The sequence below is a fragment of the Haloarchaeobius iranensis genome (assembly GCF_900103505.1).
GTDB lineage: Archaea > Halobacteriota > Halobacteria > Halobacteriales > Natrialbaceae > Haloarchaeobius > Haloarchaeobius iranensis.
This window is the reverse complement of the sequence record NZ_FNIA01000009.1, coordinates 22,772-48,543: the sequence shown is the minus strand read 5'-3', so window position 1 is coordinate 48,543 and position 25,772 is coordinate 22,772. Positions and strand designations below refer to the sequence as shown.

The 25,772-nt window shown below is 68.9% G+C and carries 30 protein-coding genes; 18 read left to right on the top strand and 12 right to left on the bottom strand.

Going from position 1 to position 25,772, the window contains the following annotated elements; translation table 11 throughout:
- The first annotated feature begins 45 nt into the window (after positions 1-45).
- Positions 46-1,605 carry a methyl-accepting chemotaxis protein gene (locus BLT27_RS09580; protein WP_089733258.1) on the top strand — a complete coding sequence of 520 codons (1,560 nt, stop codon included), beginning with the start codon at positions 46-48 and terminating at the stop codon, positions 1,603-1,605.
- Complete coding sequence (locus BLT27_RS20190; RefSeq protein ID WP_245707707.1) at positions 1,602-2,579, top strand: 2Fe-2S iron-sulfur cluster-binding protein; 978 nt, start codon at positions 1,602-1,604, stop codon at positions 2,577-2,579. The genes BLT27_RS09580 and BLT27_RS20190 overlap by 4 nt, the downstream gene beginning before the upstream one ends.
- Here the strand turns inward: BLT27_RS20190 and BLT27_RS20185 are convergent.
- Complete coding sequence (locus tag BLT27_RS20185) at positions 2,546-2,686, bottom strand: hypothetical protein (RefSeq protein ID WP_175526429.1); 141 nt, start codon at positions 2,684-2,686, stop codon at positions 2,546-2,548. The two genes, BLT27_RS20190 and BLT27_RS20185, sit on opposite strands and share 34 nt — an antisense overlap.
- A 64-nt stretch (positions 2,687-2,750) precedes the next feature.
- Here BLT27_RS20185 and BLT27_RS20180 point away from each other — a divergent pair, with 64 nt between their 5' ends.
- From BLT27_RS20180 to BLT27_RS09545, 6 genes are all read left to right on the top strand, one after another.
- Entirely contained in the window at positions 2,751-3,233 is a 483-nt protein-coding gene (locus BLT27_RS20180; protein ID WP_089733256.1) for a hypothetical protein, read from the top strand.
- On the top strand, positions 3,230-3,829 hold the full coding sequence (locus tag BLT27_RS20175; protein WP_245707705.1) for a plastocyanin/azurin family copper-binding protein: 600 nt from the start codon (positions 3,230-3,232) through the stop codon (positions 3,827-3,829). The genes BLT27_RS20180 and BLT27_RS20175 overlap by 4 nt, the downstream gene beginning before the upstream one ends.
- 91 nt (positions 3,830-3,920) lie before the next feature.
- Positions 3,921-4,904: a PrsW family intramembrane metalloprotease gene (locus tag BLT27_RS09560; RefSeq protein ID WP_089733253.1), complete on the top strand. Its 984-nt coding sequence runs from the start codon at positions 3,921-3,923 to the stop codon at positions 4,902-4,904.
- Between the two features lie 60 nt (positions 4,905-4,964).
- Positions 4,965-5,159, top strand: a complete 195-nt coding sequence (locus tag BLT27_RS09555) for a DUF8015 family protein (RefSeq protein WP_139172290.1) — start codon at positions 4,965-4,967, stop codon at positions 5,157-5,159.
- A gap of 193 nt (positions 5,160-5,352) precedes the next feature.
- On the top strand, positions 5,353-5,643 hold the full coding sequence (locus tag BLT27_RS09550; protein WP_139172289.1) for a DUF8015 family protein: 291 nt from the start codon (positions 5,353-5,355) through the stop codon (positions 5,641-5,643).
- A 71-nt stretch (positions 5,644-5,714) separates the two neighbouring features.
- Positions 5,715-6,446: an NAD(P)H-binding protein gene (locus BLT27_RS09545; RefSeq protein WP_089733246.1), complete on the top strand. Its 732-nt coding sequence runs from the start codon at positions 5,715-5,717 to the stop codon at positions 6,444-6,446.
- Between the two features lie 83 nt (positions 6,447-6,529).
- Here the strand turns inward: BLT27_RS09545 and carA are convergent, their stop codons facing one another.
- Positions 6,530-7,594, bottom strand: coding sequence for a glutamine-hydrolyzing carbamoyl-phosphate synthase small subunit (gene carA / locus BLT27_RS09540; protein WP_089733244.1), 1,065 nt, complete (start codon positions 7,592-7,594; stop codon positions 6,530-6,532).
- A gap of 104 nt (positions 7,595-7,698) precedes the next feature.
- Between carA and BLT27_RS09535 the strand changes: the two genes are divergently transcribed.
- The 4 genes from BLT27_RS09535 (at position 7,699) to BLT27_RS09520 (ending at position 9,703) form a co-directional block, all read left to right on the top strand.
- A complete protein-coding gene (locus BLT27_RS09535) occupies positions 7,699-8,112 on the top strand; it encodes an Lrp/AsnC family transcriptional regulator (RefSeq protein ID WP_089733493.1) in 414 nt (137 codons plus the stop codon).
- A 166-nt stretch (positions 8,113-8,278) separates the two neighbouring features.
- Complete coding sequence (locus BLT27_RS09530; RefSeq protein WP_089733242.1) at positions 8,279-8,545, top strand: hypothetical protein; 267 nt, start codon at positions 8,279-8,281, stop codon at positions 8,543-8,545.
- Positions 8,546-8,714: 169 nt separating this feature from the next.
- On the top strand, positions 8,715-9,293 hold the full coding sequence (locus BLT27_RS09525) for an isopentenyl-diphosphate Delta-isomerase (protein ID WP_089733240.1): 579 nt from the start codon (positions 8,715-8,717) through the stop codon (positions 9,291-9,293).
- 95 nt (positions 9,294-9,388) lie between these two features.
- On the top strand, positions 9,389-9,703 hold the full coding sequence (locus tag BLT27_RS09520; protein ID WP_089733238.1) for a DUF7853 family protein: 315 nt from the start codon (positions 9,389-9,391) through the stop codon (positions 9,701-9,703).
- On the opposite strand, the gene BLT27_RS09515 is transcribed toward BLT27_RS09520, so the two are convergent.
- Both BLT27_RS09515 and BLT27_RS09510 read right to left on the bottom strand, forming a co-directional pair.
- Positions 9,700-10,029: a DUF7977 family protein gene (locus tag BLT27_RS09515; RefSeq protein WP_089733236.1), complete on the bottom strand. Its 330-nt coding sequence runs from the start codon at positions 10,027-10,029 to the stop codon at positions 9,700-9,702. The genes BLT27_RS09520 and BLT27_RS09515 overlap by 4 nt on opposite strands.
- Positions 10,019-11,059: a zinc-binding dehydrogenase gene (locus BLT27_RS09510; protein ID WP_089733234.1), complete on the bottom strand. Its 1,041-nt coding sequence runs from the start codon at positions 11,057-11,059 to the stop codon at positions 10,019-10,021. The genes BLT27_RS09515 and BLT27_RS09510 overlap by 11 nt, the downstream gene beginning before the upstream one ends.
- A 61-nt stretch (positions 11,060-11,120) precedes the next feature.
- Here BLT27_RS09510 and BLT27_RS09505 point away from each other — a divergent pair, with 61 nt between their 5' ends.
- On the top strand, positions 11,121-11,675 hold the full coding sequence (locus BLT27_RS09505; protein WP_175526428.1) for a MogA/MoaB family molybdenum cofactor biosynthesis protein: 555 nt from the start codon (positions 11,121-11,123) through the stop codon (positions 11,673-11,675).
- Between the two features lie 498 nt (positions 11,676-12,173).
- On the opposite strand, the gene BLT27_RS09500 is transcribed toward BLT27_RS09505, so the two are convergent.
- Positions 12,174-12,497: a DUF7126 family protein gene (locus tag BLT27_RS09500; RefSeq protein ID WP_089733231.1), complete on the bottom strand. Its 324-nt coding sequence runs from the start codon at positions 12,495-12,497 to the stop codon at positions 12,174-12,176.
- Between the two features lie 147 nt (positions 12,498-12,644).
- On the opposite strand from BLT27_RS09500, the gene BLT27_RS09495 reads away from it, so the two are divergent.
- Entirely contained in the window at positions 12,645-13,340 is a 696-nt protein-coding gene (locus BLT27_RS09495) for a phosphoribosyltransferase (protein WP_089733229.1), read from the top strand.
- An 11-nt stretch (positions 13,341-13,351) separates the two neighbouring features.
- Here the strand turns inward: BLT27_RS09495 and BLT27_RS09490 are convergent, their stop codons facing one another.
- Complete coding sequence (locus BLT27_RS09490; protein WP_089733226.1) at positions 13,352-14,791, bottom strand: MATE family efflux transporter; 1,440 nt, start codon at positions 14,789-14,791, stop codon at positions 13,352-13,354.
- Positions 14,792-14,908: 117 nt separating this feature from the next.
- On the opposite strand from BLT27_RS09490, the gene BLT27_RS09485 reads away from it, so the two are divergent.
- The 4 genes from BLT27_RS09485 to BLT27_RS09470 are packed head-to-tail and all read left to right on the top strand — an operon-like array spanning position 14,909 to position 17,931.
- Positions 14,909-16,093, top strand: a complete 1,185-nt coding sequence (locus BLT27_RS09485; RefSeq protein WP_175526427.1) for an outer membrane protein assembly factor BamB family protein — start codon at positions 14,909-14,911, stop codon at positions 16,091-16,093.
- Positions 16,086-16,553 carry a hypothetical protein gene (locus BLT27_RS09480; protein WP_089733221.1) on the top strand — a complete coding sequence of 156 codons (468 nt, stop codon included), beginning with the start codon at positions 16,086-16,088 and terminating at the stop codon, positions 16,551-16,553. The genes BLT27_RS09485 and BLT27_RS09480 overlap by 8 nt, the downstream gene beginning before the upstream one ends.
- Before the next feature lie 32 nt (positions 16,554-16,585).
- The gene (gene mtnP, locus BLT27_RS09475) at positions 16,586-17,443 is read left to right on the top strand and encodes an S-methyl-5'-thioadenosine phosphorylase (protein WP_089733219.1); all 858 of its coding nucleotides are present in this window, start codon (positions 16,586-16,588) and stop codon (positions 17,441-17,443) included.
- Between the two features lie 50 nt (positions 17,444-17,493).
- Entirely contained in the window at positions 17,494-17,931 is a 438-nt protein-coding gene (locus BLT27_RS09470; RefSeq protein WP_089733217.1) for a hypothetical protein, read from the top strand.
- Positions 17,932-17,934: 3 nt separating this feature from the next.
- Here BLT27_RS09470 and BLT27_RS09465 read toward each other — a convergent pair whose 3' ends face one another.
- From BLT27_RS09465 to BLT27_RS09440, 6 genes are all read right to left on the bottom strand, one after another.
- On the bottom strand, positions 17,935-18,885 hold the full coding sequence (locus tag BLT27_RS09465; protein WP_089733216.1) for a HEAT repeat domain-containing protein: 951 nt from the start codon (positions 18,883-18,885) through the stop codon (positions 17,935-17,937).
- A gap of 322 nt (positions 18,886-19,207) precedes the next feature.
- Entirely contained in the window at positions 19,208-19,876 is a 669-nt protein-coding gene (locus BLT27_RS09460) for a helix-turn-helix domain-containing protein (protein WP_089733214.1), read from the bottom strand.
- A gap of 91 nt (positions 19,877-19,967) precedes the next feature.
- Positions 19,968-21,170, bottom strand: coding sequence for a segregation/condensation protein A (locus tag BLT27_RS09455; protein WP_089733213.1), 1,203 nt, complete (start codon positions 21,168-21,170; stop codon positions 19,968-19,970).
- A complete protein-coding gene (gene smc, locus BLT27_RS09450; protein ID WP_089733211.1) occupies positions 21,163-24,750 on the bottom strand; it encodes a chromosome segregation protein SMC in 3,588 nt (1,195 codons plus the stop codon). The genes BLT27_RS09455 and smc overlap by 8 nt, the downstream gene beginning before the upstream one ends.
- Positions 24,751-24,783: 33 nt before the next feature.
- Positions 24,784-25,122: a DUF7518 family protein gene (locus tag BLT27_RS09445; RefSeq protein ID WP_089733209.1), complete on the bottom strand. Its 339-nt coding sequence runs from the start codon at positions 25,120-25,122 to the stop codon at positions 24,784-24,786.
- 82 nt (positions 25,123-25,204) lie between these two features.
- The gene (locus BLT27_RS09440; RefSeq protein ID WP_089733207.1) at positions 25,205-25,612 is read right to left on the bottom strand and encodes a hypothetical protein; all 408 of its coding nucleotides are present in this window, start codon (positions 25,610-25,612) and stop codon (positions 25,205-25,207) included.
- Between the last annotated feature and the right edge of the window lie 160 nt (positions 25,613-25,772).

The following is a 25,772-nucleotide window of genomic DNA, read 5'->3' as shown; positions in this document are numbered from 1 at the left end:
CGGAACTGGGAAAATTCACTTTAACTAATACGTTCAGGTACGCCCATGGCAACTGGGGTACTTCGAGGGCCGACACGTCGGCTCCGCCGGGCCGTCGACCCACGGGCGTCGCTGACGGGGAAGTTCGTGGCCGCGGCGGCCGTGTCCACGCTCGTCGCGCTCGCCGTGGTGACGGTCGCGGTGTGGCAGGCGACCGTCCACCTCGCGACCACGTACGGCGAAGCACAGGCGATCTACCGCGGCGGCATCCTGGCAGTCGCCGTCGTGGTCTCGGGCAACGTCGTCGCGCTCGCGCTGGTCGAACGGTCGGTGGTGCGCGGGGTACGGAAACTCGACAGCGAGACGCGTCGGGTCGCGGAGACCGGGCGGTACGAGACCGCATTCGAGCCGACCCGACGCGACGAGGTCGGCCAGCTGGCCTGGAGCGTCGCCGAGCTGCGCGACCAGCTCGCGACGCAGGTCGACACCGTCGAGTCGCTGAACCGCGAGCTGGCGACGACGGCGACCGCACAGACCCGGACGCTGTCTGCGGCCCGGCGTGGCGACCTCACCGGCCGGATGGACGAGGAGACGGGCGTCCCGCAGTTCGACGCGCTCGCGACGAGCTTCAACGGGATGATGGACCAGATGGAGACGATGGTCGCCGAGGTGCGGGCGTTCTCCCAGTCCGTCGCCGGCGCCGCCCGCGAGGCCGACGAGAACGCCACTGCGGCGAGGGAGGGCACCGTCGCGGTGACGGCAGCGACGCGGTCCATCAGCGAGGGCGTCGACGGCCAGCACGCCCAGCTGGCCGAGACCGCGGCGGCGATGGCGGGCCTCGTCGACCGCGTCGAGGCCGTCGCCGACCGCGCGGAGACCGTCGCCGAGAAGTCCGAGGCGGCCGCCGCCGCGACCGACGAGGGTGCGGCCGCCGCGGCCGACGCGCTGGACGCCGTCGAGACCATCGAGGAGCGCACGGCGTCCTCGGTCGACGAGATCGAGTCGCTCTCGCGGACGGTCGCGGACGTCTCCGACCTCGCCGACCAGGTGCGCGACCTCACCGAGCAGACCGAGCACCTCGCGATGAACACCGAGCTGGAGGCGAAGAAGTCGAACGACGACGGCAGCATGACCCATCTCGGCAAGCAGATACGCACGCTCTCGAACGACACCGAGGCCGCGGCGGCCGAAATCGAGGACGCACTCGAGTCCGTCGAGGCCGACACCGCGTCGGCGCTCTCGGAGATCGAGCGCACGCAGGCCGCCGTCGAACGCGGTACCGACACCATCGGGTCGGCGCTCGGCGCGTTCGACGCGGTCGAGGACGTGGTGGACGAGACGGCCGTCGACGCGGCACGCATCGACGCCGCGACGGACGTACAGACCGAACGCGTCGCGGAGATTCGCTCGACCGTCGAGACGGTTCGCGAAATCGGCGCGGAGACCGCGACGGAGGCCTCGCAGGTGGCGACGACCGCCCGCGAGCAGGAGACGGTCATCGGGACCATCGAGCAGCGCGTCGACTGGCTCGCCGAGAGCGCCGGGAAGCTCGAGCGCGCACTGGAGCAGTTCACGGTGCGGTCGCCGGACTCGAAGCCCGGCACCGCGGTGGAGGGGCGTCGATGACCGGCCCGGCGGCGGACAGCGACGAGACCACCGGACCGGGCGAGGCGACCAGCGAGGCCGAAGCTGCGACGGGCCAGGGCCGCTCCGACGACGACTCGCGCGACGCCCGGGTCGGTCCCTCGCCCGACATCGGGCCCGCAGACGCGGTCCGGGCACAGCTCGACGCACTTGCCGCGACCGACGTCGATGTCGCGGCGGCCCGCGCCGACGGCGCGATCCCCGACAGCGTGCGGACGCTCTTCGACTTCTCGGCACCGAGGTTCCGGACGGCCCACGGCTCGCTCGACGGCTTCGCGACGGCGCTGCTCGGCCCCATCTACGACCGCCTCCTCGGCGCGGACGCGGTCGAGCGCGGACCGACCGAACGCGACGACGAGACGTTCACGCAGGCCGTCCTCGCCCGACATCCCGACGGCGACCGCACCTACGAGTTCACCGTCGCCCGACAGTCCGTCGGCAAGTACGGCGGCTGCTGGATGACGACGGCCGTCGACCTCGTCTACGACGGCCGGAGCCCGACGTTCCGGCGGACCCCCACGGTCCGGTTCGAGGGGCGCGAGGTCGCCTGCGAGGTGGGCGACCAGCTGCGCTCGGTGCTGCTCGCGGCCGAGGGGCACTCGCCGCACAACGACGTGACACAGGTCGCCAACTGCGGCGGCAACGGTCTCTGTGGCACCTGTGCGGTCGCAGTCGACGGCGAGGTGAGCGAGCCCGAGTCCCGCGAACGACGCCGGCTGACCCTCCCGCCGCACGACGAGGCGAACGGGCTCCGGCTCGCCTGCCAGACCCGCGTTGAGGGCGACGTGACCGTCGAGAAGCACGAGGGACTCTGGGGACAACACGTCGAGGAGGTGGCGGCGGACGACGGGGGCGACGCCACCGACGACGAGCCCCCCGAACCGGTGCCCGTCACCGACGCGGAGTACGCGGGCACCTACGACTACGCCGCGCTCGCCGGCGGTGACGGTCGATGATGGACACCGACGCCGCCCAGACCGACGAGACCATGCGCGACGGGCTCGGTATCGACGCGTTGCTCGCGCTCGGCGGCGTGCTGGGCCTCCTCGGCTGGGGGGGTCACGCAGTTCCTCGCGGACCGTCCCGGCCTCGCGCTCGACGCGGTCGGCGTCGAGGGCACCGTCGTCGTGGTCGGCTTCTGGGCGGCCGCGACGGTCGCGATGGTCGGCCTCGGCCTGCTCGCCGGCGCGCGGACCGTGCGATACACCCCGCTGCTGTGGCTGTGGGTCGCGCTCGTCGCCACCGCGCTCGCACTCGACGCGGCGGTCGTCTACGGGCTGGTGTCGTCGCCGGAGCTGGCGCGCACGCTGCTGTGGACGCCGTGGCCCGTCGTGCTGGCCGTCGGCTACCTCGTCACCGGCGTTGTCGCCACCCACCGGAGCCGTGCGGCGTACCTCGTCGGCAGTCTGGTCGCCGGGCTCGTGCTGCTCGCGGCCGTGCTCTTCCCGGCGACGGTGCCGGAGTGGGCGTTCGCCGCGACCGGCGTCGTCCACGCCGTCCCGCTGCTGGTCGACGCGCGCCAGGGTGGTGCCGACGACGGACAGCCGGTCCGCGGTGGCTACGAGTTCCGCGACGTGCACACGGCGGGCACGGAGGAGGAGGAGCCGTGAGCCGCGACGAGCGCGGCTCGGGTGCCGGTCGGGAGCGGAGCCGGCGGAATCTGCTCCGGACGACCGGCGCGGCCCTCGCTGCCGCGGTCGGCACCGCGGGCTGTCTCTCGAACCCCTGGGGGCCGGAGCGCCGGGGCGACGGCGGCGATGAGAGCGGTGACGGGACGAACCCTGCCACGTCGGGCCGGCCGGCAGCCGGGACCGACGCGACGGAGAGTCGGCCGACGACGGACGGGACGGCGCCGACGGCGGAACCGACGGAGACCGCCACCCCGACGACGACCAGCGTGCCGGCGGAGGAGCGCGAGCCGGCCCTCGTCGTCGACGTCGCGGCGGACGGGTTCAGCTTCGCGCCGGAGACGTTCTCCGTCGCGGTCGGCGACACCGTCCACTGGGTGTGGCGGAGCTCCGGACACAACGTCCGTGTCCGCGAGAAACCCGACGACTCCGACTGGACCGGGACGCCGGGGACGGCCTCGGACACCTACGGGGAGGGCTACCTGCACGCCCACACGTTCCGGGCGAGCGGGCGGTACGAGTACTACTGTGCGCCCCACCAGACGCTCGGCCTGGAGGGTTCCTTCGAGGTCGAGTAGGACGCACGAGACGGCATCGTGAGCAGTTCTCGGCCGGCTACGTACGTTGGCCGCACCTACTACACGTGCCGCGTCTTACCGTCGCTGACAGATGACGGACGGGGGCGACGGCGACAGGGAGGTCGTCACGGACGGCGGGTACGAGGTAACGAGCTGGGAGCCGCGAACGCATCTCGACCGGTTCGCCGTGCTCGTCTACGGCGGCATCGTCCGGAGCGCACACTGGGCGGTCGTCCTGCTCGCGCTGGCGACCTTCACCGCCCAGCTCGGGCTGGTCGTCTACGGCATCAGCGTTCGGCCGACGCTCGGGATACTCACGGCCGCCTCCATCCTGCCGGCGCTCGTCATCGTCGGGGCCATCTGGCGGACGAACCCGACCGGGCGCGACCCTATCGGGCCGCTCGCGGTGACGTTCCTGCTGTCGGTGCTGTTCGCGAGCTTCGCCGCGGTGGCGAACTCCGCGCTGCGTTCGGTCATCGCCGCCGTGCTCCCGAGCACGCCGCTGTTCCCCATCACGCTCGTCGTGTTCTTCTTCCTCGTCGTCGGCCCCGTCGAGGAGACCGTGAAGTGGCTCTCCGTCCGCGTCTACGCCTACAACGGCGACCAGTTCGACGCCGTCATCGACGGCGCGGTGTACGGTGCGGTCGCGGGACTCGGCTTCGCCACCATCGAGAACGCGCTCTACATCACGCAGGCGGTCATCCAGGCCGCCTCCGTCTCGACGAGCGCGAGTCTCGCCGGCGCGGTCGAGACGGCGACTGCCCGCTCCTTCGTCGGCCCGGGGCACGTGCTCTACTCCGCCATCGCGGGCTACTACCTCGGGCTCGCGAAGTTCAGCGACGACCACTGGGGCCCCATCGTCGTCAAGGGGTTCCTCGTCGCGGCCGCCATCCACGCGACGTACAACACACTCGTCACCGTCGTCGGCTTCGGTGCGGCCCCGTTCGTCGGCGGCAGCCTCGGCTTCATCGGCTTCGTGTTCGCCTTCGAGGGCGTCGTCGGGTACGTGCTCTACCGGAAGCTCTCGAAGTACAACCGGCACTACCGGGCGGGAGCGACGCACGCGAACGGGTAGCGTCGGTCGGACCCCACACTTCTACCAGTGCAGCTGCCGTGGAGCCAGCCGAGACGGTCGATGTCACAGGCTGACCCCATCGAGCTCTCGCGATACGACGTCGCACTCGGCGTCCTCCCGCTCCCGTTGCTCGCGGCGGCCGTCGGCGTCGCCGTGACCGCGCTCCCGTTCTCCCTGCTCGTCGGCGCGGCGACGCTCGTCTCGGCCGGTATCATCGCCGACCTGCTGACCGTCCACGCACCGACCCGCGAGTGACCCACTGCGAGGTCATCGGCCGACATCCGTTGCCATCACGTGGAGACCAGACGGTACGCCGGGGTGATATTATTTCGAAATAATATCCGATTGTGTTTCAGATATTGCAGGTGGGTTCCCTCGCGGTTCCCCGGTGGTTTCGAGCCAAAATTTTACAACCGATGCTGCCGTAGTTTCACACGAGGTGGTGACGATGAAGCGGACTGAAACCGACCACGTGGACGTCGAATCGCTCGTTCGACCGTCAACGGTACTCGACTCGGTCTCTCGGTACGATCTCGTGCTCGGCGTGATCCCGCTCCTGTGGCTCGCGGCGGCCGCCTTCTCGGTCGCGACCGCGTTCCCCCTCCACCTGCTCACCGCGGCGGTGGGCGTCGGCAGCAGTATCGTGGTCGCCGACGCGCTCTTCGTCCACCCGCCGACGCGGGAGCGCCGCGAGGGTCGCCAGCAGCGCCGGTCGCCACGCGGCGAGTTCGGCGACTGAGCCGGCCGTTTCGCGACTGACCAACTGGTTGCGCGGAACGCTTTACTCACCTCAGTACGTAGGATGTCACCGTGTCGCACGAATCGTACCGCGTGCTGGTCGCCGACGCCTCGACACCGGTCGGTCGGGCACTCGTGACCTACCTCGCGGACACCGACTACGTGGTGCGCGCGCTCGTCACCGACCGTGACGGGGAGGCCCCCGCACGACGGGCCGGCGCTGCGGAGGTCTGCGTCGCGGACCTGACCACCGGCCGGGGGCTCGACGGTGCCGTCAGCGACGTCGACGCCATCTGCTGTAGCGTACGGGATACGGGCCTCGCCCACGTCGTCGGTCAGCTCGAGGCCGGCGTCGGCGTCAGGAACCTCGTCGACGCCGCGAGCGGTGCCGACCGCCCGTACGTGGTACTCCACTCGACGACCGGTGTCGGCGACTCACAGAGCGGCATGGTGCTCCCGGTCAGGCTGCTGAAGTACAGACTCGTCCGGGCGCTCGACGCCACCGAGCGCTACCTCCGCGACTCCGGCGTCCCGCACACGATTCTGCGGACCGGGCGGACGACTGACGACGAGGGGACCGGCTCGGTGGCGACGAGCGAGGGAGAGAACACCGTCACGGGGCGGATTCCCCGACCGGACCTGGCGTGGGTGATGGTCGCCGCACTCACCACACCGGAGGCCAGGAACCGGACGTTCGAGGTCGCCGGAGTCGCGCCGCCGACCCACGAGGGCGTCGCGTTCGAGTGGCGCGGCCCCGAGGCGGGACTGGTCGCGCGCCGCTCCGGCTACTCCATCCCGTCGTAGGGGTGTGACGGGGTGCCTGCCGACGGCCGAGCCGCTGCTACTTCGTCGGGGTGTTAGAACGGCGTGGGACGCCTACGTCCCGCTCAGTCGGCGACGATGGTTCGCTTCGAACCGGTCAGCCCGAGCACGTCGTCGAAGAAGGACAGCGAATCGTGCGGACCGGGGTTCGCCTCGGGGTGGTACTGGCGCGTGATGATGTCGAGGTCCTCGCTGTCGAGGCCCTCCGGCGTGCCGTCGTTGACGTTGACCTGCGAGACCTCGAGCGCCTCGGGTGCGTCGGCGACGGTGTAGCCGTGGTTCTGGGTGGTCATCACGACCTTCCCGGTGTCGTAGTCGCGGACGGGCTGGTTGACGCCACGGTGACCGAAGTCCATCTTCTCGGTGGTGCCGCCGAGCGCGCGGGCGACGATCTGCTGGCCGAGACAGATGCCCGCGATGGGCACCTCGCCGACGTACGTGTCCACGAGGTCGACTGCGGCGTCGAAGTTCTCCGGGTCGCCCGGGCCGTTCGAGATGAACAGGAGCTCCGGGTCGATTTCGGCCACGTCGTCGGCCGTGGCGTCGTACGGGAGCACGTGGACCGTCGCGCCGCGCTCGACCAGCGAGTCGACGATGGACCGCTTCGCGCCGCAGTCGACGAGTGCGACCGTCGAACCGTCGCTCTCGGCGTTGTGGACGACGGGCTCCGCGACGGACACCTGTGCGCCGATGTCCGTGTGGTCGCTCATCGGCACGCAGTCCTCGAGCTCCGCGAGCGCGTCCTCGGGGGTTACGTCGTCGCCGACGGCGATGCCGCAGGCCATCGCTCCCTCCTCACGGATGTCGGTGACGAGGTCACGCGTGTCGATGTGGTCGACCGCCGGCACGTCCTCCTCCGCGAGCCACTCCGCCACGTCGTCGGTCATCTCGCGGGTGACCGCGGCGCGGGGGTGGACCCGGTCGGACTCGAAGCGCTCGCTGCGCACGCCGTAGTTCCCGATGAGCGGGTACGCGAAGGTGAGTATCTGTTCTTCGTACGACGGGTCCGTGAGGCTCTCCTCGTATCCCGTGTACGCTGTCGTGAAAACCAGTTCGCCGTTTGCTGTGCCTGGAGCCCGACCACGTGCCTCGACCACGTGGCCACCCTCCAGTGCTACGTAGGCGTCCATCGTTACGAAGTACGTATGTAGCCAAGTCAATAAACCTTGCTTTCGAAGCTTCGTTACGAATTTCGTAATCATCAAGTGTGCCCCGGTGGTAGATGACCACCTCCATGGACGAACTCGACCGCGAGATTCTGAACATCCTCCGTCGGGACGCCCGAACGCCCTACACCGAGATCGCCGAGGAGGTCGGCACCAGCGAGGGGACGGTCCGTAACCGGGTCGAACGAATGACCGAAGACGACGTCATCGAACGGTTCACCGTCGCCACGCGTACGGGTAACGTGAAAGCGATGATAGAGATCGGCGTCGCGATGGACGTCGAGACGACCCAGATCTCCGAGCGGATGGCCGACTGGACCGAGGTGGACTTCGTCTGGCAGGTCTCCGGTGAGGAGGACGTGGTGCTCGTGGTCGACTGCGCCGACACGCAGGGGGTGAACGACCTCATCACCCAGGCCCGCGAGATGGAGGAGGTCGTCTCGACGAAGACGCGCCTCATCCTCGACGAGCGGCTCGGCTGACGGGAGTAACGCCCCGTTGCCACACGGTAGTGCGTGATTATACCCCGTCGCAGTCTGTGGATTCCGTTGAGAGTCCCGGCCACAAACACTTTATACCACTGCAGTTCTGGTAGGTAACCAACAGATAACTATATCCGGTGACCAACGGTACCGCTAACTGGTTCACATGGCCACCCCCAGCAAGCGGTTCGGTGAAGAGGATGTCAAACTAGAGGCGAGTGTCGACACGGGTGCGGCGTTCGTGATGATGATGCTCGCCCAGATGGTGCTGTTGTTCACGTTCTGGATCACACTCTGGCCGACGGCGTTCGGTATTCCGCAGGACGTCCGGCTGGTGACTGCCATCGGGGGCTTCTTCAGTGGCGCTGCCGTGCTCGGGCTGTACGGCGGTATCAAGTCGCTGATGGCACAGACGGTCGAATCCGAGGCGTGAACGGCACGAACTAGGGGTTGGGTGGTCATTCCAGGGGAGCGGGCTGTGGCGTCGGTGCGCGGCACGGAACCGCAGGTCCCGATAGCGGCGCCGCTGGGAGTCACCGGCACCACATGGTGGCCCGTGGCGAGTCGAAGTCCATTTTAGCGGGGTACTCGATTGTAGAGCCATGAGCACGTCTGACCCGTCCGACGGCGCGGCCGACGACATCGCGCACAAGAACGCGCGACAGGAGGTCGTCGCGGTCGACCCGGACGACAACGAACAGGGGCTCGTCAACCGACTGGAGGCCCACACTGGCGAGGGAATCCGACATCGCGCGTTCACGTCGCTCGTGTTCGACGAGGACGAGAACATCCTGCTCGCACAGCGCGCCGCCGAGAAGCGGCTGTGGGGAACCTGGTGGGACGGGACGGTCGCGTCCCACCCCGTCGAGGGACAGAGCCAGGAGGCGGCGACCCGCGAGCGACTCGAGGAGGAGCTCGGCATCACGCCCGAACAGTACGACTCCGTCCAGCTCACGGACCGATTCGAGTACAAGCGCTACTTCGAGAACGCCGGCGTCGAGCACGAGGTCTGTGCCGTGCTGAAGATCACGCTGACCGACACCACGCTCGACCCCGACCCGGAGGAGGTCGATGGTCTCATGTGGGTCCCCTACGAGCACCTCCACGACAACCCGGAGTACTACCGTCAGCTCCGGCTCTGCCCCTGGTTCGAGATCGCGATGCGTCGCGACTTCGACTGAGCGACCGGGCGGATATCCGCAGAATATATGTTAACACGTGACAAGGATTATGTCGCGGTGGACCGTAGTTTCTTCCTGGAGGCGCCCATCCACAGATGTCGTCAGCACGAAAGCAACCGAGGACGGCCGACCTGTCGCTCTCCCGCGGCGAACTGTGGCTCGTCCACCACGTGATGGTCGAGCGACTCACCGGGCACGACGAGGACGACCCACAGCCCTGGTGGGCGCTCAACATCGCCCGGAAGCTCGAGGCCGGTGACCCGACACTGACGACGTTCGAGGCGTGGCGACTGTGGCGTGACCTGCGAGAGTACGCGGAGCGGGACTCGACGCCGGCGTCGGACGTCGCCCAGGCCCAGGCCATCATCGACCGGCTCGAGGCGAGTTTCGGCCGGGTACCGCTGAGCTAGGGCCGCGTGGTCCCCCAGACCGCGACGAGACCGAGCAACAGCGCCGGCAGCATCGGGAACGCGAGCAGTGCGACCCAGTACGGCAGCGACGGCGGCCGGTAGAGGATGACGACCGGCACCACGAGAAACGAGAAGGCGACGACGGCGACGACCACCCAGCCGCGCCAGTTCCACTCCCGGTCGACGGCCTCCGGGTGGACGCCGTCGGCCGGCCGGTGGACGTAGCGCTCGTCGTCGCCGTCCCCCGCCGTCGCGTCGGCCCCGTCGATGGTGGGTGTGCCGCGTCCGTCGCCCGTCCGTCCCTCCGTGTCGGCGTCAGAGCTCACTGTCCGGAATTACGACCACCTTCCCAAAGCCCTCACGGTTCTCGAGGAGCTCGTGGGCCCGGCCCGTCTCGCTCATCGGGAGCGTCTCGCGGATTCGGGGCTCGAACGTGCCGTCCCAGACCAGTTCGAGGACGGTCTCGGCCTCGCCGGGCGTCGCCATCGTCGAGCCGATGATCTCCAGCTGGCTCCAGAACACCCGGTTGACGTTCGTCTCGGCGTTCGGTCCCGTCGTCGCCCCGCAGGTGAGCAGCCGTCCGCCGGGGGCGAGGCACTTCAGCGAGTCCTCCCACGTCTCCTCGCCGACGTGGTCGACGACAACGTCGACGCCCCGGCCGTCGGTCTCCTCGCGAATCCACGTCGCGAAGCGCTCCTCCTCGTAGTTGCAGACGTGGGCCGCGCCACAGTCCCGGGCGTAGTCGAGCTTCTCCTCGCTGCTCGCCGTGGCGTACACCTCTGCCCCCGCGTGGTCGGCGATCTGGACAGCCGCGTGGCCGACACCGCCGGAGGCACCGAGCACCAGCACGGACTCGCCGGCGGTCACGTCACCGCGCGAGACGAGCATCCGCCAGGCGGTGCCGAAGACGAGCGGTGCGGCCGCCGCCGTCTCCCAGGGCACGTCGTCCGGCACCGGCACCAGGTTCTCTGCGGGCAGGGTCGCGTACTCGCTGTGGACGCCCGGCAGGTGCTCGCCGATGACCTTGAAGCTCCGTGACAGCGTCGGGTCGCCCTTCCGGGTGAACTCGTCGTCGCCGGTCGCGATGCCGGACCAGACCGCGACGTGGTCGCCGGGCGCGAAGCGCGATACGTCCGCACCGACCGCCGCGACGACACCCGCGGCGTCGCTGCCCGGGACGTGTGGCATCTCGAGGTCGAGTCCGGGCAGTCCTCGCCGTGTCCAGACGTCGAGGTGGTTGAGTGCGCCGGCTTTCACGTCGACCAGCACCTCGTCGTCGTCTGGCTCCGGCGTCGGATACTCGTCGTACTCGATGACGTCGGCGTCGCCGTGCTCGGCAAACTGGACGGCCTTCATGCGCGTGGCGACTCGTGGCGCGGCCAAAAGCGTGCCGACGCGGGCAACCCGGACAAGAGCTATGCCGTCGCCGCCGGAACCCGCCGGCATGAGCGAACGCGTCGACGACGACGGCCACGACCACCACGAGCACGACGACCACCACCTCGGCGTCGCGGTCGTCACGGTGTCGAGCTCCCGGACGCTGGACGACGACCCCTCGGGCGACCGCATCGCGTCCCTCCTCACCGACGAGGGCCACGAGGTCGCTGTCCGGGAACTCATCGCCGACGAGTACGACAGCGTGCAGGGGACGGTCGGCCGACTCGTCGACCGAGAGGACGTCGACCTCGTGGTCACGACCGGCGGGACCGGCGTCACGCCCGACGACGTGACCGTCGAGGCCGTCGAGCCGTTGTTCGACAAGCAGCTCCCAGGCTTCGGCGAGTTGTTCCGGCGGCTGTCCCAGGAGGAGATCGGAACCCGGGCCATCGCCACGCGAACGATGGCCGGCGTCGACGAGGGCGTGCTCGTCTGCTGTCTGCCGGGGAGCGAGGCGGCAGTACGCCTCGGCGTCGCGGAAATCATCGTCCCCGAGGCACCGCATCTGGTCGGGCTGGCGCGCCGCTCGGACTGAGCCGATGGCTGGCAGGCGCTGCGGGAACGTCGAAAGGGAAGGGGGAGTGTTACTGGACGATATCCAGTACCGGGAGACCACGCCTGTCAGGGAACGAGGGCGTGACCCTCTGACACCGACCTATTTGTGTCCTCGTGGTCTCCACCTGGGCCGAGGAATCGTATCTACTTGAACACGGACAACTGTCCAGACAATTTAGGGGCTCTGAACGGTCTTGAACAGTTCCGCTCCCGTCTCGTAATATCGCTCTGGCGACAGTACGCGCTTCGTTAACGAGCCTTGAGCCCGGCGAAATCGCCACTCCAAAGAGCTCAGACCGCCGAAACCGCTCGTAGCTGCATCCGCACCAGCCGAGGTGCGTTAGCGTGGGACACGATTGCTGGTCCGCGACAGGTCTCCGGGAATCACTACAGCGGCGGAAGCGTCGCCTGCTGGACCAGTGGCTCTCGTGACGGCCACCCCGACCCGGGCTTGCAGGCCCACTCGCAGGGGTCGTCGTTACTGGCCCGCGAGCTCCTCGGCGACCGTCGCGGGTTCGAGCAACGCCGGGTCGACCGCAAGGTCCGCCTGGCCGCTGACGAACTCCGGGAGCGAGTCGTCGGAGTAGACGACGACCCGCACGTCCGGGTTCAGGTCCTTCGCGACCGGGATACCGGTCGCCTGCCCCACGTCGGTCAGGACGAACAGGTCCGCGTCGACGATTCCAGCCTCCTCCAGCCCGGGCCGGTTCGCCACACCGTCGACGACGTGGACGGTGAACCCGACTGCCTCCAGCTCGCGTACCAACTCGTGCTCGTCGTGGCCAGCGAAAATCGCGTGCATCACGTGAACGAACGAGGGGGGAGGCTTTGTGCCTTTCCCGTCCGAGCCACGGTCCGGTCGGTCGTGACCGCACCCGGGTACTACCGGCGAAACGGACGCCCGGGAGACCTGAAAACGGTTAAGTGCCGACACGCGCGAGTCCCGGGTATGAGCGACCTCCCGGATGATTTCAACTGCACCATCACGAACTGGGAGTACATCTACGGCCTCTGTCGGGACGTCAGCGAGGACGTCAAGGCGGACTCCTTCGAGCCCGACGTCATCGTCGCACTCGCCCGCGGTGGCTGGTTCGCCGGTCGCTGTATCTGTGACTTCCTCGGGCTGGACGACCTGACGAGCCTGAAGATGGAGCACTACGTGGGCACTGCACAGAAAGCCGACGAACCGCAGGTCCGCTACCCGATGCCCGAGGGCAGCGTTGAGGGGAAAGACGTGCTCATCATCGACGACATCGCGGACACCGGTGGCTCCATCCGCCGTGCCGAGGAGTACGTCGAGGAGCGCAACGCGGGCACGGTGAAGACGGCGACGCTCCAGTTGCTCCAGACGAGCGAGTTCGAGCCGGACTACGTCGGCGAGCGCCTGGAGGAGTGGGCGTGGATGGTGTACCCGTGGAACTTCATCGAGGACATGATCGACATCATCTCCGGGGTGATGGAGCGCCACGAGCAGCCGTCGTTCCAGAAGGCGGACATCCGCCACTTCCTCGCGGAGGACCACGACCTCCAGCGCATCGAGATGGAGATCGCCCAGCCGAACCGCATGACGGAGGTGCTCACCGAGATGGAACGCCGGGATGTCGTCACCTCGACCGAGGACGGTGGCTGGGCCCTGACCGAGTAGCTGCTACTTCTTCAGTCCACGCCGGGCTCGCTGCCGCCGTCGGTCGCCACCGGCTCCCGGCCACGGTCGACCACGGTGCGCTTCCACGTGCCACGGGTGAACCAGGTCATCGCGGCGAGCGCACCGACCACGTCGCCGAGCGCCACGGCGGTGAACACCCCGGTGGTGTCCCAGCCGAGAACGAACACGAGCACGTACGTCGTCGGGACGCGCACGAGCCAGAGCGCGACCACGGAGAACACCAGCGCCGTCTTGGTGTCGCCGGAGCCGCGGAACGCACCGAGGAACACCGGGAACAGCCCCATGAACACGAACGCGGGGGCGACGATGCGGAGGTACTCCGCGCCGTAGACCAGCGTCTCGGCGGCCTGGGCGGTGTCGGCGGTCAGCAGCGGCCGCAGCACCAGCGTCGGCACCGCGAAGACGACCAGTGCGACGACGAGCAGGCCGACCGCGGCGAACTTCGCGGCGAGCCAGGTCGCCCGTTCGGCCCGCTCGGGCTTCTCCGCGCCGAGGTTCTGCCCGACGACGGTGTTCGTCGCCTGTCCCAGCCCCATCGCGGGGAGGAACACGAGCGAGATGACCCGGTTGCCGAGCCCGTAGGCCGTGACGACCGCCGGCGGGAACGTCGCGACCATGCCGGTCAGGGCGATGAGCGCGAGCGAGGTCATCGACTGCTCGGCCGCGGAGGGGACCCCGATGCGGACGATGTCGCGGATGGTCCCGAGGTCAGGCACCAGGTCCGACGCACCGACGTCCGGCCCGGCGTCAGTCCAGAACAGCAGGTAGAGGCCGAGCAGCGTGGCGACGCCGCGGGAGAACACGGTCGCCAGCGCCGCGCCCTCGATGCCGAGTTCGGGGAACGGGCCGACGCCGAAGATGACCAGCGGGTCGAGGACGACGTTCAGCGCGACGGAGACGAGCATGATGCGCAGCGGCGTCCGCGTGTTGCCGTACCCTCGGAGCAACGAGACGAAGACGAAGAAGCCGAAGAGAAACGGCATCCCGAGGAAGAAGATACGCATGTAGTCCGCCGCGAGCGGGACGATGAGGCGCTGGGTCTCCGGGTCCGCCGGCAGCACGGCGAGCATCGGGTCCGTCAGGACGTAGCCGACAGCCCCGATGACGACGGAGAGCAGCCCGACGAAGCCGACGGTCTGGCCGGCGACCAGGCTCGCCGAGCCGTCGCTGTCGGCGCCGGTGTACTGCGCGACGAGGATGGCCCCGGCCGCCGTGAAGCCGCCCCCGACGGAGATGAGGAAGAAGATGAGCGGGAACGCGAGGCTCAACGCCCCGACAGCGTTCGAGGAGTACGCGCCCAGCCACGCCGTGTCGGCGAGGTTGTAGGTGACCTGCAGCAGCTGGATTGCCACGAGCGGCCACGCCAGCCGGAGCATCGGCCGGGCGAGCTCCCCCTCGGTGAGCGTCGTGTTCGTGTGCGAATCGACCATTACGAATCGAAACGCTTCGCAGTCATATCAATGCGAGTAGTGGACGATAGCACGTCGCAGGGCTCGCGGCGGACGGACAAGACATTTGATTCCGGACACCATCGGTGCCGACCAACGATGTCCCCGTCCCGACCCTCCCGTCGCGGCCTGCTCGCCGCCGGCGTCGGCGCGCTGGCCGGCGGCCAGCTGCTCAGGCCCTCGCTGTTCCGCGAGCCGTTCGACGCCGACCCCTCCGTCTCGACCGACGAGTGGCTGCTGCCCGGCCGGACGCCGACGCGACGGAGCCACGTGCCGGTCCCCGGCGGCACCGCCCTCACCGAGCACTGGACCGCCGAGTTCGACAGCGAGGCGGGGTACAGCCTGGTGGTCGCCGACGGAACAGTCGTCTGGCCCGTCGAGGACGGCGGACTCACCGCCTACTCGGTCGCGGACGGCGACCGGCGGTGGCGCTACCGGACGTCGACCGAGGTCGAGGGTGGAATCGCGGCGGCCGGCGGTCATCTCTGCTATCCCACCGGGAACGACTTCCACGTCCTCGGGCTGGGCGGGGACGGACGCTGGCGACTGCCGGCGTACGGACGACGGTCGGTCGTCGGCCTGTTCGACGCCAGCTACCTCCCCGTCGGGTCGACGCTGTTCGGCCTCGGCGAGCGGGGGCTGGAGGCACGCGACCTGTCGAGCGGGCTCCGGCACTGGTTCACCGAGCAGGTCGACGGCGAATCCGTCTACCCGTACCCCTCGGCGTACGCCGACGGGACGCTCTACTGCAGCGAAGGGAGCCTCCGGAACACTCGACTCAGCGCCTTCGACGCGAGCGACGGCTCTCGGCGCTGGCGAACGGACGAGGACGAGTACCTGCACCGGCGGAGCGCGGTCGACGGCGACACGCTCCTCTCGGTCGCCGGCAGCAACGACAGCGGGAGCCTCCGGGCGTTCTCGACCGAGGACGGGTCGCTACGCTGGAAACGAGGGAGTGCGGGGACCTTCTACGAGGTCGCCGTCGGGGACGGAATCGCCGTCTGTGCGTCGTTCGAGGGTGACCTGAACGCCTTCGACGTCCAGTCCGGTGAGCGTCGCTGGCGGAGCGACGGGCCCGACGACCTCGGCGGCGTGGTCCGCACCGACGACTACCTCTACGTCCACCGCAGCACCGGTGTCGAGGTGCGCGAGCCTGTCACCGGCGAGCGACTGTCGACCCACGAACTCGACGGCGGCGAGGCTCGCGCGCTGGCCTACGCCGACGACCGGCTGTTCGCACTTCAGGAGCACGCACTCGCCGTGCTGGAGGTCGAGGATGCCTGAGTCGTCCCGGCGAGGCGAGGTGACGACCTTCGACGACGACCCCTCGCTCGCCGAGCGGTTCGGGATGTCGATTCCGATGCTGCTGCCCGCGTGGCTCGTGACCCACCCGCTGCGCTGGCTGCTCGACCGGCAGACGATGGTGCCCGACCCTGTCGCGCTCCCGCTCTGGGTCGGCCTCGGGCTTGCGTTCGCCTTCGGCGCGACACACCCGAACCGTGACGAGTTCGCCGCCGTCGTCTTCGCGGTGGTCGTCCCCTGCGTCTTCTTCGTCGCGCAGGGCGTGCTCGCGCCGCCGTTCCCGGGGGTGCACGGGCAGCCGACGTACCTCGTCGGCCCCGTCCTGAACGCCGTCGGCGCGGGACTGCTCGGATACGTCGTGGCGTACCGCGAGGGGCTGGAGACCGCCGTCGGACTGTTCACCGACGACGGTCAGACGCCGGGAACCGACGACGACTCGTAGCCGTTTTAGGCGCGCCCCGAGTTCGTGCAAGCATGACTATCGGCGTCATCGGCGGCAGCGGCATCTACGAGGCCCTGCCCCTCGAGAACGTGGAGAAGCGCAGCGTGGACACGCCCTTCGGCGAGCCCTCGGACGACATCACGCTCGGCGAACTCGCCGGCAAGGAGGTCGCGTTCCTCCCCCGGCACGGCCCCGACCACCAGCACACCCCGACGAACGCGCCGTACAAGGCGAACATCTACGCGCTGAAGTCCGTCGGCGTCGACCGCGTCATCGCGACGAACGCCGTCGGCAGCCTGCGCGAGGACCTCCCGCCGCAGACGCTGCTCGTGCCGACGCAGATATTCGACCGGACGAGCCAGCGCGAGCACACCTTCTTCGGCGACGGCATGGTCGTCCACATGGGCTTCGCCGACCCGTACGACCCGCCGATGGTGGAGCACCTCGCCGACGCGGCCGAGCGCGCCGACACCGACGCCGACGTCGAGGAGGGCGGCACCTACGTCTGCATCGAGGGCCCGCAGTACTCCACCCGGTCCGAGAGCGAGTTCTACCGCGAGCAGGGCTGGGACGTCGTCGGCATGACCGCCATCCCCGAGGCGAAGCTCGCCCGCGAGGCCGAGCTGAGCTACGCGACGGTCACCGGCGTCACCGACTACGACGTCTGGAAGCGCGACAGCGAGGTCACGCTCGACGAGGTGCTCGAGAACGCCGCCGCGAACCAGGAGTCCATCAACGCGGTCGTCGAGGAGGCCGTCCGGTCGATGCCCGAGGAGTTCGAGAGCGACGCCTGGTCCGCGCTCGAGGGCACCATCAACACGCCGAGCGAGGCCATCCCCGACGACACCCGCGAGCGCGTCGACCTGCTCGCCGGGCAGTACCTCGACTGAGCGCCCGCCCACCGACCGATTTTTGCCGCCCGACGCCGTCCGTCACCGCCATGGACGCAGACGACGAGCTCGTCGAGCAGGTCGCGACACAGCTCGACGGCGACGAGGAGACGGCTCGCGGGTTCCTCGACGGCATCGACGCCGCGGTCGGCTCCATCTGCCCGCTGTGTGGCGAGGGGTACGTCGTCGAGACCGACGACGAACGCTTCTTCCCCTCGCGCGGCCGGCAGGCACGGTCCCTCGACCTCGGCGTCATGGAGCTGTCGCTGTCGAAGTCGCGGGAGCTGCGCGAGACGAACGAGGAGCAGGTCGTCGTCCCGTACACCTGCACCTCGGCGAACCCGTTCGAGGTGTGCGCGCTCGCCGGCCGGTTCCACGAGCAGGTGGCCGTCGAGACGGTCCGAGGTGTCGCCGAGACCGACCGCGCTGTCCGGCGGCGGCGCTCCTACGTCGCGGACAGACTCAGCCGTGGTGGCGAGCGTCTCTGAGGGTCACTCGTCCCCCTCGAGCAACTGCTCGACGGGGGCGTCGATGTCGTCCGCGAGCCACCAGAGCCGCTGTCGGAGGCCCTCGCTGATGGTCACCGACCCCGGGTACTCGGCGGCGACGGTGACGAACGCCGTCGCGGCCGCACGGCTCACCCGGTCGTCGTCGTCGCCGATGGCCGTCGTGAGCGCCGTGAGCGCCTCGGGTATCCGGTCGGGGTGGTCGACACCCACGCGACCGATGGCGTACGCCGCCGCCCGTCGCTGACTGGTCGGCGCGTCGAGGACGAGCTCCGCGAACAGGTCGTCGACCTCGGGAACCGTCGCGGGGTCGTTCACCGCGACGGCGGCGAGGAGGTCGATTGCGGCGGTCTGGAGTGCCGGCACCGGCTCGCGGGCGTTCGCCACCGCGTCGTCGACGACGGGGAGCACCTCCTCGGGGTAGCGCGTCGCCACGTCCGCCAGCGCGCCGGTCGCGAACGTCCTGACGTCCCACTCCTCCTCGTCCGTCGTCGCGTCCCGCAGGCCCTCGGCGGCGTCGAGGACGGTGCTCGGTCCAGCGGCGGCGAGTCGGGCGAACACCGCGGCGACGGCCGCCCGGACGTACGGGTCGGTCGTCGAGAGGAACGGCGCAAGCGACTCGACCCAGGCGCTGTACGTCCGTGGCGCGCCGTCCGCCGTCGCTGCGAGCGCGTCGGCAGCGCGGCGGCGGGCGCTCGCGTCGTCGTCGCTGAGCTGCGTGATGAGCGCGTCGAGACAGTCCGCCAGCGCCGTCGGCTCGGTCCCGGCGATGTGGTACAGCGCGTCCGCGGCGCTGGTCCGTGTCGTCGCGTCCCCCGCCCCCAGCAGGTCGCATAGCTCCTCCGCGTGTGCGACCGCGCCGGCCGGCTCCTCGCGCGCCAGTTCGCACAGCTCCTCCGCGCGGTCCGTGTCGTCGGACCCACTCAGCAGTCCCATCTATCCCTACCTCGTCGTCCGGGACCAAGAATCCCTCTCATCGAATAGAAAACGCCCGCGGTGGGCTGGCGAAAGCGAATCGCGGTGACGCCTGACGGATGTGATGGGCTTCGACTGACGGTGAATGCGGTGTGGGCCAGCCAGCCCGACGAGCGTTCTGGCGCCGGGGATCGCCTGACATCGGCAATCTCGCGTGCCAGACCGCCGCCCCCTTTCCCCCTCTGTGGTACCGGGACGACGGTCGGTTACACATATATCTTATGGCCACATCATACCGATGCTTGTTATCTCAACCGGTTTATAGCGCCGGGCGACACCGGGCTCAACCACCCCTGTTTGCCGGTTTGTCGAGGCCGTCCGTGAGGGAGGCCTCCAGGACGGTCGCGGTCGCACGTCGGAGCCGCTCGGAGGCCGCCTGGTTCGAGATGTCGAACTCGTCCGCGATATCCTCCAGCGTGGACTGTCGCGGGATGTCGAAGTAGCCGGTTTCGAGGGCGAACAGCATCGCCTCCCGTTGCTCCGGGGTGAGGTCGTAGGTCTCGCCGGAGTCGGGCTGGTCGTCGGACCGTCCCAGTCGGTGCAGGTCGAGCTCGTAGCCGTGTTCCCTGGTGCGTTCGTGAAACTGCGTGACGCTCGGCTCGTCCGGAAACCGGACACGGAAGAACCAGCTCTCGGTCGCCCGTGCCTCCAGTACGGCCGCGTTCGTGTCCACGAAGATGGACAGCAGTCCAGTCGGGTCGGTGTGCCACCGGAGCCGGTACAGGACGCGACCGCCCTGTCTGTCGATCGTGCTGTAACCGACCTCCGTCGTCGCCTCGTCCATACCGCGCTCGAAGCTGTCGGTGTCGCCGCTGACCCAGACGTACGGTACCACGTCCCCCGACGTTGGTACGACCTGTTCGAACTGTAGTTGGACGTCACTCTCCCCCCAGCAGATCGACGCCGGACCGAACGTGTCCGTGTCGACCGAGAACTCCGCGATTACCCCCATGCCCGAAATAAAGGATATTTGAACATATCTATCTTCGGGTCGGCAGACCGCTCCAGCACTCTGAAAACAACACGCGCGGCCGTGGCGGTGGTCAGTCGGCGACCGCCTCGTCGGAGACGGAGGCGGCGGTCGAGTCCTGCACCCAGAGGTCGCCGAACAGCTCGTCCTGCTGGAGCGTGACCTGGCCGCGATGCGCGAGAAAGAGGAGCGCGAGGAACGTCAGCACGCGCGAGCCACCGCTGTCCTGTATCTCGGCGAACAGCACCTCCGCCCGGCCCGCGTCGTAGTGCTCGCGAAGCGCCGTGCGCACGTCGTCGATGACCTCCTCGATCTCCTCCTCGTGGGTCGTCCCGGTGACGTCGTCCTCGGTCGGCTCGTCGTCGACGCGGCGGTCGTCGCCCGCGTGGTAGTCGAGCGTCTGCGTGCCGCGCCGGAACCCCTTCGGCGAGTCGCTCGTATCGTACTCGCGGCCCTCCTTCCACCAGGAGCCGCGTTCGGCCTCGCGCAGGTCCCGTACCAGCTCGTCCAGCGTCTCCGGCGTCCCGCGGGCGTGCTTCCGTTCGAGCCGGCGCTCCATCTCGGCCTCCAGCCCCTCGATGGGGTCGAACTCCGGGTCCGGCGGCGACTGAGGGGCGTCGCCGAACGGCTGCTCCCACGGCGCGGGCTCCTCCTCCTCCTGCTCGTCGCTCCCGTGGATGAGCTCGTCGCCCTTCATCCGCAGGAGCACGCTCGCGTAGAACAGCGCCCGCCCCGACGTGCGCAGGTCCACGGACTCCAGCGCGTCGAGGAATCGGTCCGTCACCCGCATGATGTCGATGTCCCACGGGTCTATCTCGCCCTTCTTCGCGAGCTGGACGAGCAGTTCGACGGGCTCGACCTCGTCGTCGGCGGCGTCGTCGATGACCTCCTCGTCCGGCAGGACAGCGTCGAGCTCGTCGTCAGCGGCAGCGTCGTCGTCGCTTGCCTCCTCGTCGTCCTCGTCCGGCAGCACGTCCTCGACGTCCCCGTCGCCGTAGAACTCGTCGGGGTCGGCCGGGTTCCCGCCGCCGTCGCCACCGTCGTCGAGGAAATCGGGCTCCTCGCCCGGCGGTGTCCGGTCCTCGTGTCCCGCGATGGTGAGCATGTCCTCGACGGAGTCGCCGTTCCCCTTCGGCGAATCGCCGTCCTGCTCGGCCGAGTCGCCGTTCCGCGTCGGGGAACCGTCGTTCCCGTTCGCGGGCTCACCCCGCTGCTCGTCCGAGGCGCGGTCCCCTGAGCCGTCGCTCGACTCCGTCGCGGAGTCCCCGTCAGTCATCGGCGGACACCTCCACGTCGCCGGCATCGCCGTCGGACAGGTCGATACCGGTCACCGCAGAGACGTTGTCCTCCTGCATCGTCACGCCGATGGCGCGCTCGGAGCGGTCGAGCATCGCGGTCCGGTGGCTGACGACGACGAACTGCGCCTGCCCGGCGAGCTCGTCGACCATCTGGCCGACGCGCTCTGCGTTGACCGCGTCGAGGAACGCGTCGATCTCGTCCAGCGCGTAGAACGGTGCGGGGTTGTGGCGCTGGATGGCGAAGATGAACGCGAGCGCGGTCAGGGACTTCTCCCCGCCGGACATCGCGTCGAGGCGCTGGATGGGCTTGTCCGCGGGCTGGGCCTTCATCGTCAGGCCGCCGTCGAACGGGTCCTCCTCGTCCTCCAGGTGGAGGCGACCGCTCCCGTTCGAGAGGCGCGTGAAGATGTCCTGGAACTGCTCGTCGATGTCGTCGAAGGCGTCCATGAACGTCTCCCTCTTCTGTGCCTCGTAGGAGTCGATGCGCTCGCGGATTGCATCGCCCTCCTCGACGAGCGTGTCCCGCCCGTCCTCGAGCTCGTCGAGGTCGGCACGGACGTCGTCGTACTCGTCGATGGCGAGCATGTTCACCGGCTCCATCGCCTCCATGTCGCCCTGGAGGCAGTCGACCATCTCGACGACCACATCGTGCTCGGGCACGTCTTCGGGGTCGTACTCGCCGACCTCCTCGGCCAGCGACTCGATCTCCCAGTCGAGCTGGTCGCGCGTCTCCGTGTAGGAGTCGAGCTTCGACTGCACGGCGTCGACCTGCCCCTGCACCGAGTCGCGCTCGCTCTTTGCCGACTGGAGCTCCTCGCGGAGCTCCTCGCGCTCGTCCTTCAGCTCGGAGAGCTCGTTCTCCAGTTCGAGCACCTCGCGGCGCTTCGATTCGAGCGTCTCCTCCTTCTCGGCGACCTGTGCCTCCAGCTCCTCGATGCGCTCCTCGTGTTTCGCCTTCTCGTTCTGGGCGGCCTCGATGTCGTCGTGGAGGTCCTCGATGGCCTCCTCGGCGTACTGCTTCTCCAGCTGGAGCTCGTTGAGCTCGGCGTCGAGCTCGTCCAGCCGGTCCTCGATGTCGTCGATCTCCTCCTGGATGGCCTCCTTCTGCCGGGTGAGCTCGGGGATGCGCGAGTCCTCGAGCTCGGCCTCGATCTCCGCGACCTCGCTCTCGAGCTCGGTGATCTCGCCCTGCGTCGCGTCGATGTCCGCCTCGATCTCCTGCATCTCCTCGTCGACGGACTCGCGCTCGTCTTCGATCTCCGCACGGCGGTCCTGGAGGTCGGCGATGCGCTTCTCTCGCTCGGCTATCTTGCGCTCGGTGCTCTCGATGTCGCTCTCGATGCCGCGCACCTCGTCGACCGCGTCGGACTTGCGGTCGCGGGCGTCGTCCAGTCGCGACTCGACCGCCTGGATGTCGTCGCGGAGCGACTGCCGCTCGTCCTCGAGCTCGGAGATGCGCTCGGCGACGCGCTTGAGCTGCCCCTCGCCGGAGGAGTCGAAGGAGTAACGCGAGCCGGACGACGAGCCGCCGGTCATCGCGCCCGACTTCTCGACGAGGTCGCCGTCGAGCGTGACCAGCCGGTAGTCGCCCTGCATGTCCCGGGCGGTGTCGAGGTCCTCGACGACGAGCGTGTCGCCGACGACGTGGCTGAAGATGCCCGCATACTCGTCGTCGAAGTCGATGAGGTTGTAGGCGAAGTCGACGACGCCCGGCACGTCCGGCGCGCTCGGGAGCGACCGCTCCCGCATCTTGTTCATCGGGAGCATCGTCGCCCGGCCCGCGTTCCGGGACTTGAGATGCTCGATGCACTGCTGACCGACCACGTCGTCGCGCACGACGACGTTGGCCATCCGGCCGCCGGCGGCGGTCTCACACGCCGTCGCGTAGTCGGGGGTGACGCTGCCCAGCTGGGCGACCGCGCCGCGGACGCCCTCGATGCCCGAGTTGAGCACCGTCGTCACCGACCGGCCGAACGAGGAGTCGCCGGACTCACCGGCCTTCGCCTCCAGCTCGGCGTACTTCTGCTGCTCCGCCTGGAGGTCGTCCTCGACCGTCGCGAGGTCGTCCTGATACGACTCCTTCTCGGCCTTGAGGTCCTCGACGACCGACGCGATGGAGTCGACGTTCTGCTCGGCCTTCTCCAGTTCGTCCTCGAGGTCGGACTGCTCGGCCTCGAGGTCCGGAATCTCCGCGCGCTGTGCCTCGATGTCGTCGTCGATCTCGCTGGCCTCGTTCGAGCGGCGGCGGCGTTCGTCGACGAGGCGGTCCTTCTCGCGCTGGAGCTCGTTGACCGCGTCGCGCTCGGCCTCGAGCTCGGCCTTCTTCTCCTGGAGGTCGTTCTTCAGCTCGTCGTACTCGGTGTCGATGGCGTCGATCTCGGCCTGGACGTCCGCGAGCTCCTCCCGTTTCGAGGCCACGTCGGCCTTCAGCGAGGATTTGGCGACCTTCGTCTCGCGGATGTCGCCCTCGACGTCGTCGACCTCCTCCTGCTTGCGGTCGATCTTCACGAACGACTCCCGGCGTTTCGTCTCGGCGGCCTCGATGCTCTCCTCGCTCGCCTCGACCTTGTCCTCCAGCCGGGAGATGTCGCCTTTGATGCCCTCTATCTCGCGCTTGATGGCGAGCTGTTCGTCCTCGCCCTTGCGCTCTATCTCGGCGTTCAGGTCCTCCAGGTCCTCCTGGAGGCGGACGACGGTCCCCTGCTTCTGGTCGAGGTCGCGCTGGAGCTCCTCGAGCTCCGCTTCCGTGTGCTCTATCTTCGCCTCGACGGAGTCGCGCTCCTCGCGCTTGTCCTCGAGCTCCGCGGCCTTGAGGTAGCCCTCGTACTGCTCCTTCTCGCGGCGGAGTCGTCGGTATCGCATCGCTGTCTGGCGTTCGTCCTCGAGCTGGTCGAGGCGGGCCTGCTTCTCCTCGATGCGCAGCTCGGCCTCGTTGATGCGCTCCTGGACGGTCTCCAGCTCCTCCAGGGCGTCCTCCTTCTTCGCGTCGAACTCCGCGACCCCGGCTATCTCGTCGATGATCTCCCGCCGGGAGTGCGGCGTCATGTTGATTATCTCGGTCACGTCGCCCTGCATGACGACGTTGTAGCCCTCGGGGGCGACGCCGGCCTGTGCGAGCAGGTCCTGGATGTCGGAGAGGTTGACCGAGCGGTCGTTGAGGTAGTAGTACGAGTAGTAGTTGTCCTCGGTCTCCTTCACCCGACGCTTCACCCGAATCTCGTCGACATCACCGACGTTGTCGCTGCCGGCAGCGTTGACGACCTGCGAGCGACTGAGCGTGCGGTCCTCGTTGTCGAGGACGACCTCCACGATGGCCTCGCGCGGGCCCCCGGAGCGGTCGCCGTCGTCGTGGCCGGGGTTGTAGATGAGGTCGGTGAGCTTCTCGGCGCGGATACCCCGTGTGCGGGCCAGTCCCAGCGCGAACAGCACCGCGTCGATGATGTTGGACTTCCCAGAGCCGTTCGGCCCCGTGACCACGGTGAAATCCTCGTAGAACGGGATTCGCGTCTTGCGGCCGAAGCTCTTGAAGTTGTCCAGAACGAGTTCTTTGATGTGCATGGTGGTCAGGCGTCGGGGGCCGCGATAGGGGGATTACGCGACGATGATGTCGTCGCCGAGCTCGGAGTCCTCGGTGTCGTCCCCGCCTTCTGCGTCGTGGTCCTTAGCGCCTTCGTTCCGGGCGCGTGCGGCCGCCTGCTCGACATCCTCCTGTTCCGCTTCGGAGCGGTCTCCGGTCGCGTCGCCGGGCTCGGGTGCGAGCATCTCGTCGACGGACTCGGCGTCCGCGTCGGCCGCTCGCTCCTCCTCGAGTTCGGCTTCGAGAATGCGAACGCGTTCTTTCGTTTCGACCAGTTCCTCCGTCAGTCCGCGAACGGTCGCTTCGAGCTCGTCCACGGTGGCCTCGAGGTCTTCCACCCGGTTCGTCGGCATGTTACATACCCCGTGCGCCGGGAACCATAAACCTGCGTCAGACACCTCACGCGAATCTGACAGTTGTTGGGAGACGAACAGGTCAGATGGTGAGCTCGTGCCAGTCTGTCATCTCCCCGCCGTACCCGACTCGCGCCCGGGCCCACACCGACTCCGGGAGCTGGCTCCCGGTCGACACGTCGCTGAACAGTAACTGGACGGAGACGTACTTCCGCTCACCGGAGAGCTGGACCGTCCGCTCCGCCCGCGCCGTCCGGTCGTCCACCGTCACCTCGCCCTCGGCCTCGAGGTCCGTCGACACTGTCCGGTCCACGTAGAGGTCCAGGCCGAGGCTCACGTTCTCGCCGTGCGGGCTCGCGTCGATGCCGGTCACCAGCAGGTCCTCGGGGCCGCCACCGGATCGTGGCGGGTCCCCGAACTCGGCACACCCCGCCAGCGCGATGCAGCTCCCGACGCCGGCGGCTCGTCGCAGGAATCGACGACGGTCCATCGTCCAGTCCGTTCGCCGCGCTGGCGCAAAAAGGATGCTCCCGGCTCGCGGCTCGACTCGAACCGTGAACCGCGAACGCGTGGCCTCGCCCGGCCGTAGTACGCCGGCCGTCGCGTCCCGAACGTTCACACATACTGTGAACCGCCGGGAGAAACGGCGG

What these genes read in the sequence shown, in the direction of transcription:
- BLT27_RS09580 (WP_089733258.1), top strand. Translation starts at nt 46, where the DNA reads ATGGCAACTGGGGTACTTCGAGGGCCGACACGTCGGCTCCGCCGGGCC.
- BLT27_RS20190 (WP_245707707.1), top strand. Translation starts at nt 1,602, where the DNA reads ATGACCGGCCCGGCGGCGGACAGCGACGAGACCACCGGACCGGGCGAG.
- BLT27_RS09560 (WP_089733253.1), top strand. Translation starts at nt 3,921, where the DNA reads ATGACGGACGGGGGCGACGGCGACAGGGAGGTCGTCACGGACGGCGGG.
- BLT27_RS09555 (WP_139172290.1), top strand. Translation starts at nt 4,965, where the DNA reads ATGTCACAGGCTGACCCCATCGAGCTCTCGCGATACGACGTCGCACTC.
- BLT27_RS09550 (WP_139172289.1), top strand. Translation starts at nt 5,353, where the DNA reads ATGAAGCGGACTGAAACCGACCACGTGGACGTCGAATCGCTCGTTCGA.
- carA (WP_089733244.1), bottom strand. Translation starts at nt 7,594, where the DNA reads ATGGACGCCTACGTAGCACTGGAGGGTGGCCACGTGGTCGAGGCACGT.
- BLT27_RS09535 (WP_089733493.1), top strand. Translation starts at nt 7,699, where the DNA reads ATGGACGAACTCGACCGCGAGATTCTGAACATCCTCCGTCGGGACGCC.
- BLT27_RS09530 (WP_089733242.1), top strand. Translation starts at nt 8,279, where the DNA reads ATGGCCACCCCCAGCAAGCGGTTCGGTGAAGAGGATGTCAAACTAGAG.
- BLT27_RS09525 (WP_089733240.1), top strand. Translation starts at nt 8,715, where the DNA reads ATGAGCACGTCTGACCCGTCCGACGGCGCGGCCGACGACATCGCGCAC.
- BLT27_RS09520 (WP_089733238.1), top strand. Translation starts at nt 9,389, where the DNA reads ATGTCGTCAGCACGAAAGCAACCGAGGACGGCCGACCTGTCGCTCTCC.
- BLT27_RS09510 (WP_089733234.1), bottom strand. Translation starts at nt 11,059, where the DNA reads ATGAAGGCCGTCCAGTTTGCCGAGCACGGCGACGCCGACGTCATCGAG.
- BLT27_RS09505 (WP_175526428.1), top strand. Translation starts at nt 11,121, where the DNA reads ATGCCGTCGCCGCCGGAACCCGCCGGCATGAGCGAACGCGTCGACGAC.
- BLT27_RS09500 (WP_089733231.1), bottom strand. Translation starts at nt 12,497, where the DNA reads ATGCACGCGATTTTCGCTGGCCACGACGAGCACGAGTTGGTACGCGAG.
- BLT27_RS09495 (WP_089733229.1), top strand. Translation starts at nt 12,645, where the DNA reads ATGAGCGACCTCCCGGATGATTTCAACTGCACCATCACGAACTGGGAG.
- BLT27_RS09490 (WP_089733226.1), bottom strand. Translation starts at nt 14,791, where the DNA reads ATGGTCGATTCGCACACGAACACGACGCTCACCGAGGGGGAGCTCGCC.
- BLT27_RS09485 (WP_175526427.1), top strand. Translation starts at nt 14,909, where the DNA reads ATGTCCCCGTCCCGACCCTCCCGTCGCGGCCTGCTCGCCGCCGGCGTC.
- BLT27_RS09480 (WP_089733221.1), top strand. Translation starts at nt 16,086, where the DNA reads ATGCCTGAGTCGTCCCGGCGAGGCGAGGTGACGACCTTCGACGACGAC.
- mtnP (WP_089733219.1), top strand. Translation starts at nt 16,586, where the DNA reads ATGACTATCGGCGTCATCGGCGGCAGCGGCATCTACGAGGCCCTGCCC.
- BLT27_RS09470 (WP_089733217.1), top strand. Translation starts at nt 17,494, where the DNA reads ATGGACGCAGACGACGAGCTCGTCGAGCAGGTCGCGACACAGCTCGAC.
- BLT27_RS09465 (WP_089733216.1), bottom strand. Translation starts at nt 18,885, where the DNA reads ATGGGACTGCTGAGTGGGTCCGACGACACGGACCGCGCGGAGGAGCTG.
- BLT27_RS09460 (WP_089733214.1), bottom strand. Translation starts at nt 19,876, where the DNA reads ATGGGGGTAATCGCGGAGTTCTCGGTCGACACGGACACGTTCGGTCCG.
- BLT27_RS09455 (WP_089733213.1), bottom strand. Translation starts at nt 21,170, where the DNA reads ATGACTGACGGGGACTCCGCGACGGAGTCGAGCGACGGCTCAGGGGAC.
- smc (WP_089733211.1), bottom strand. Translation starts at nt 24,750, where the DNA reads ATGCACATCAAAGAACTCGTTCTGGACAACTTCAAGAGCTTCGGCCGC.
- BLT27_RS09445 (WP_089733209.1), bottom strand. Translation starts at nt 25,122, where the DNA reads ATGCCGACGAACCGGGTGGAAGACCTCGAGGCCACCGTGGACGAGCTC.
- BLT27_RS09440 (WP_089733207.1), bottom strand. Translation starts at nt 25,612, where the DNA reads ATGGACCGTCGTCGATTCCTGCGACGAGCCGCCGGCGTCGGGAGCTGC.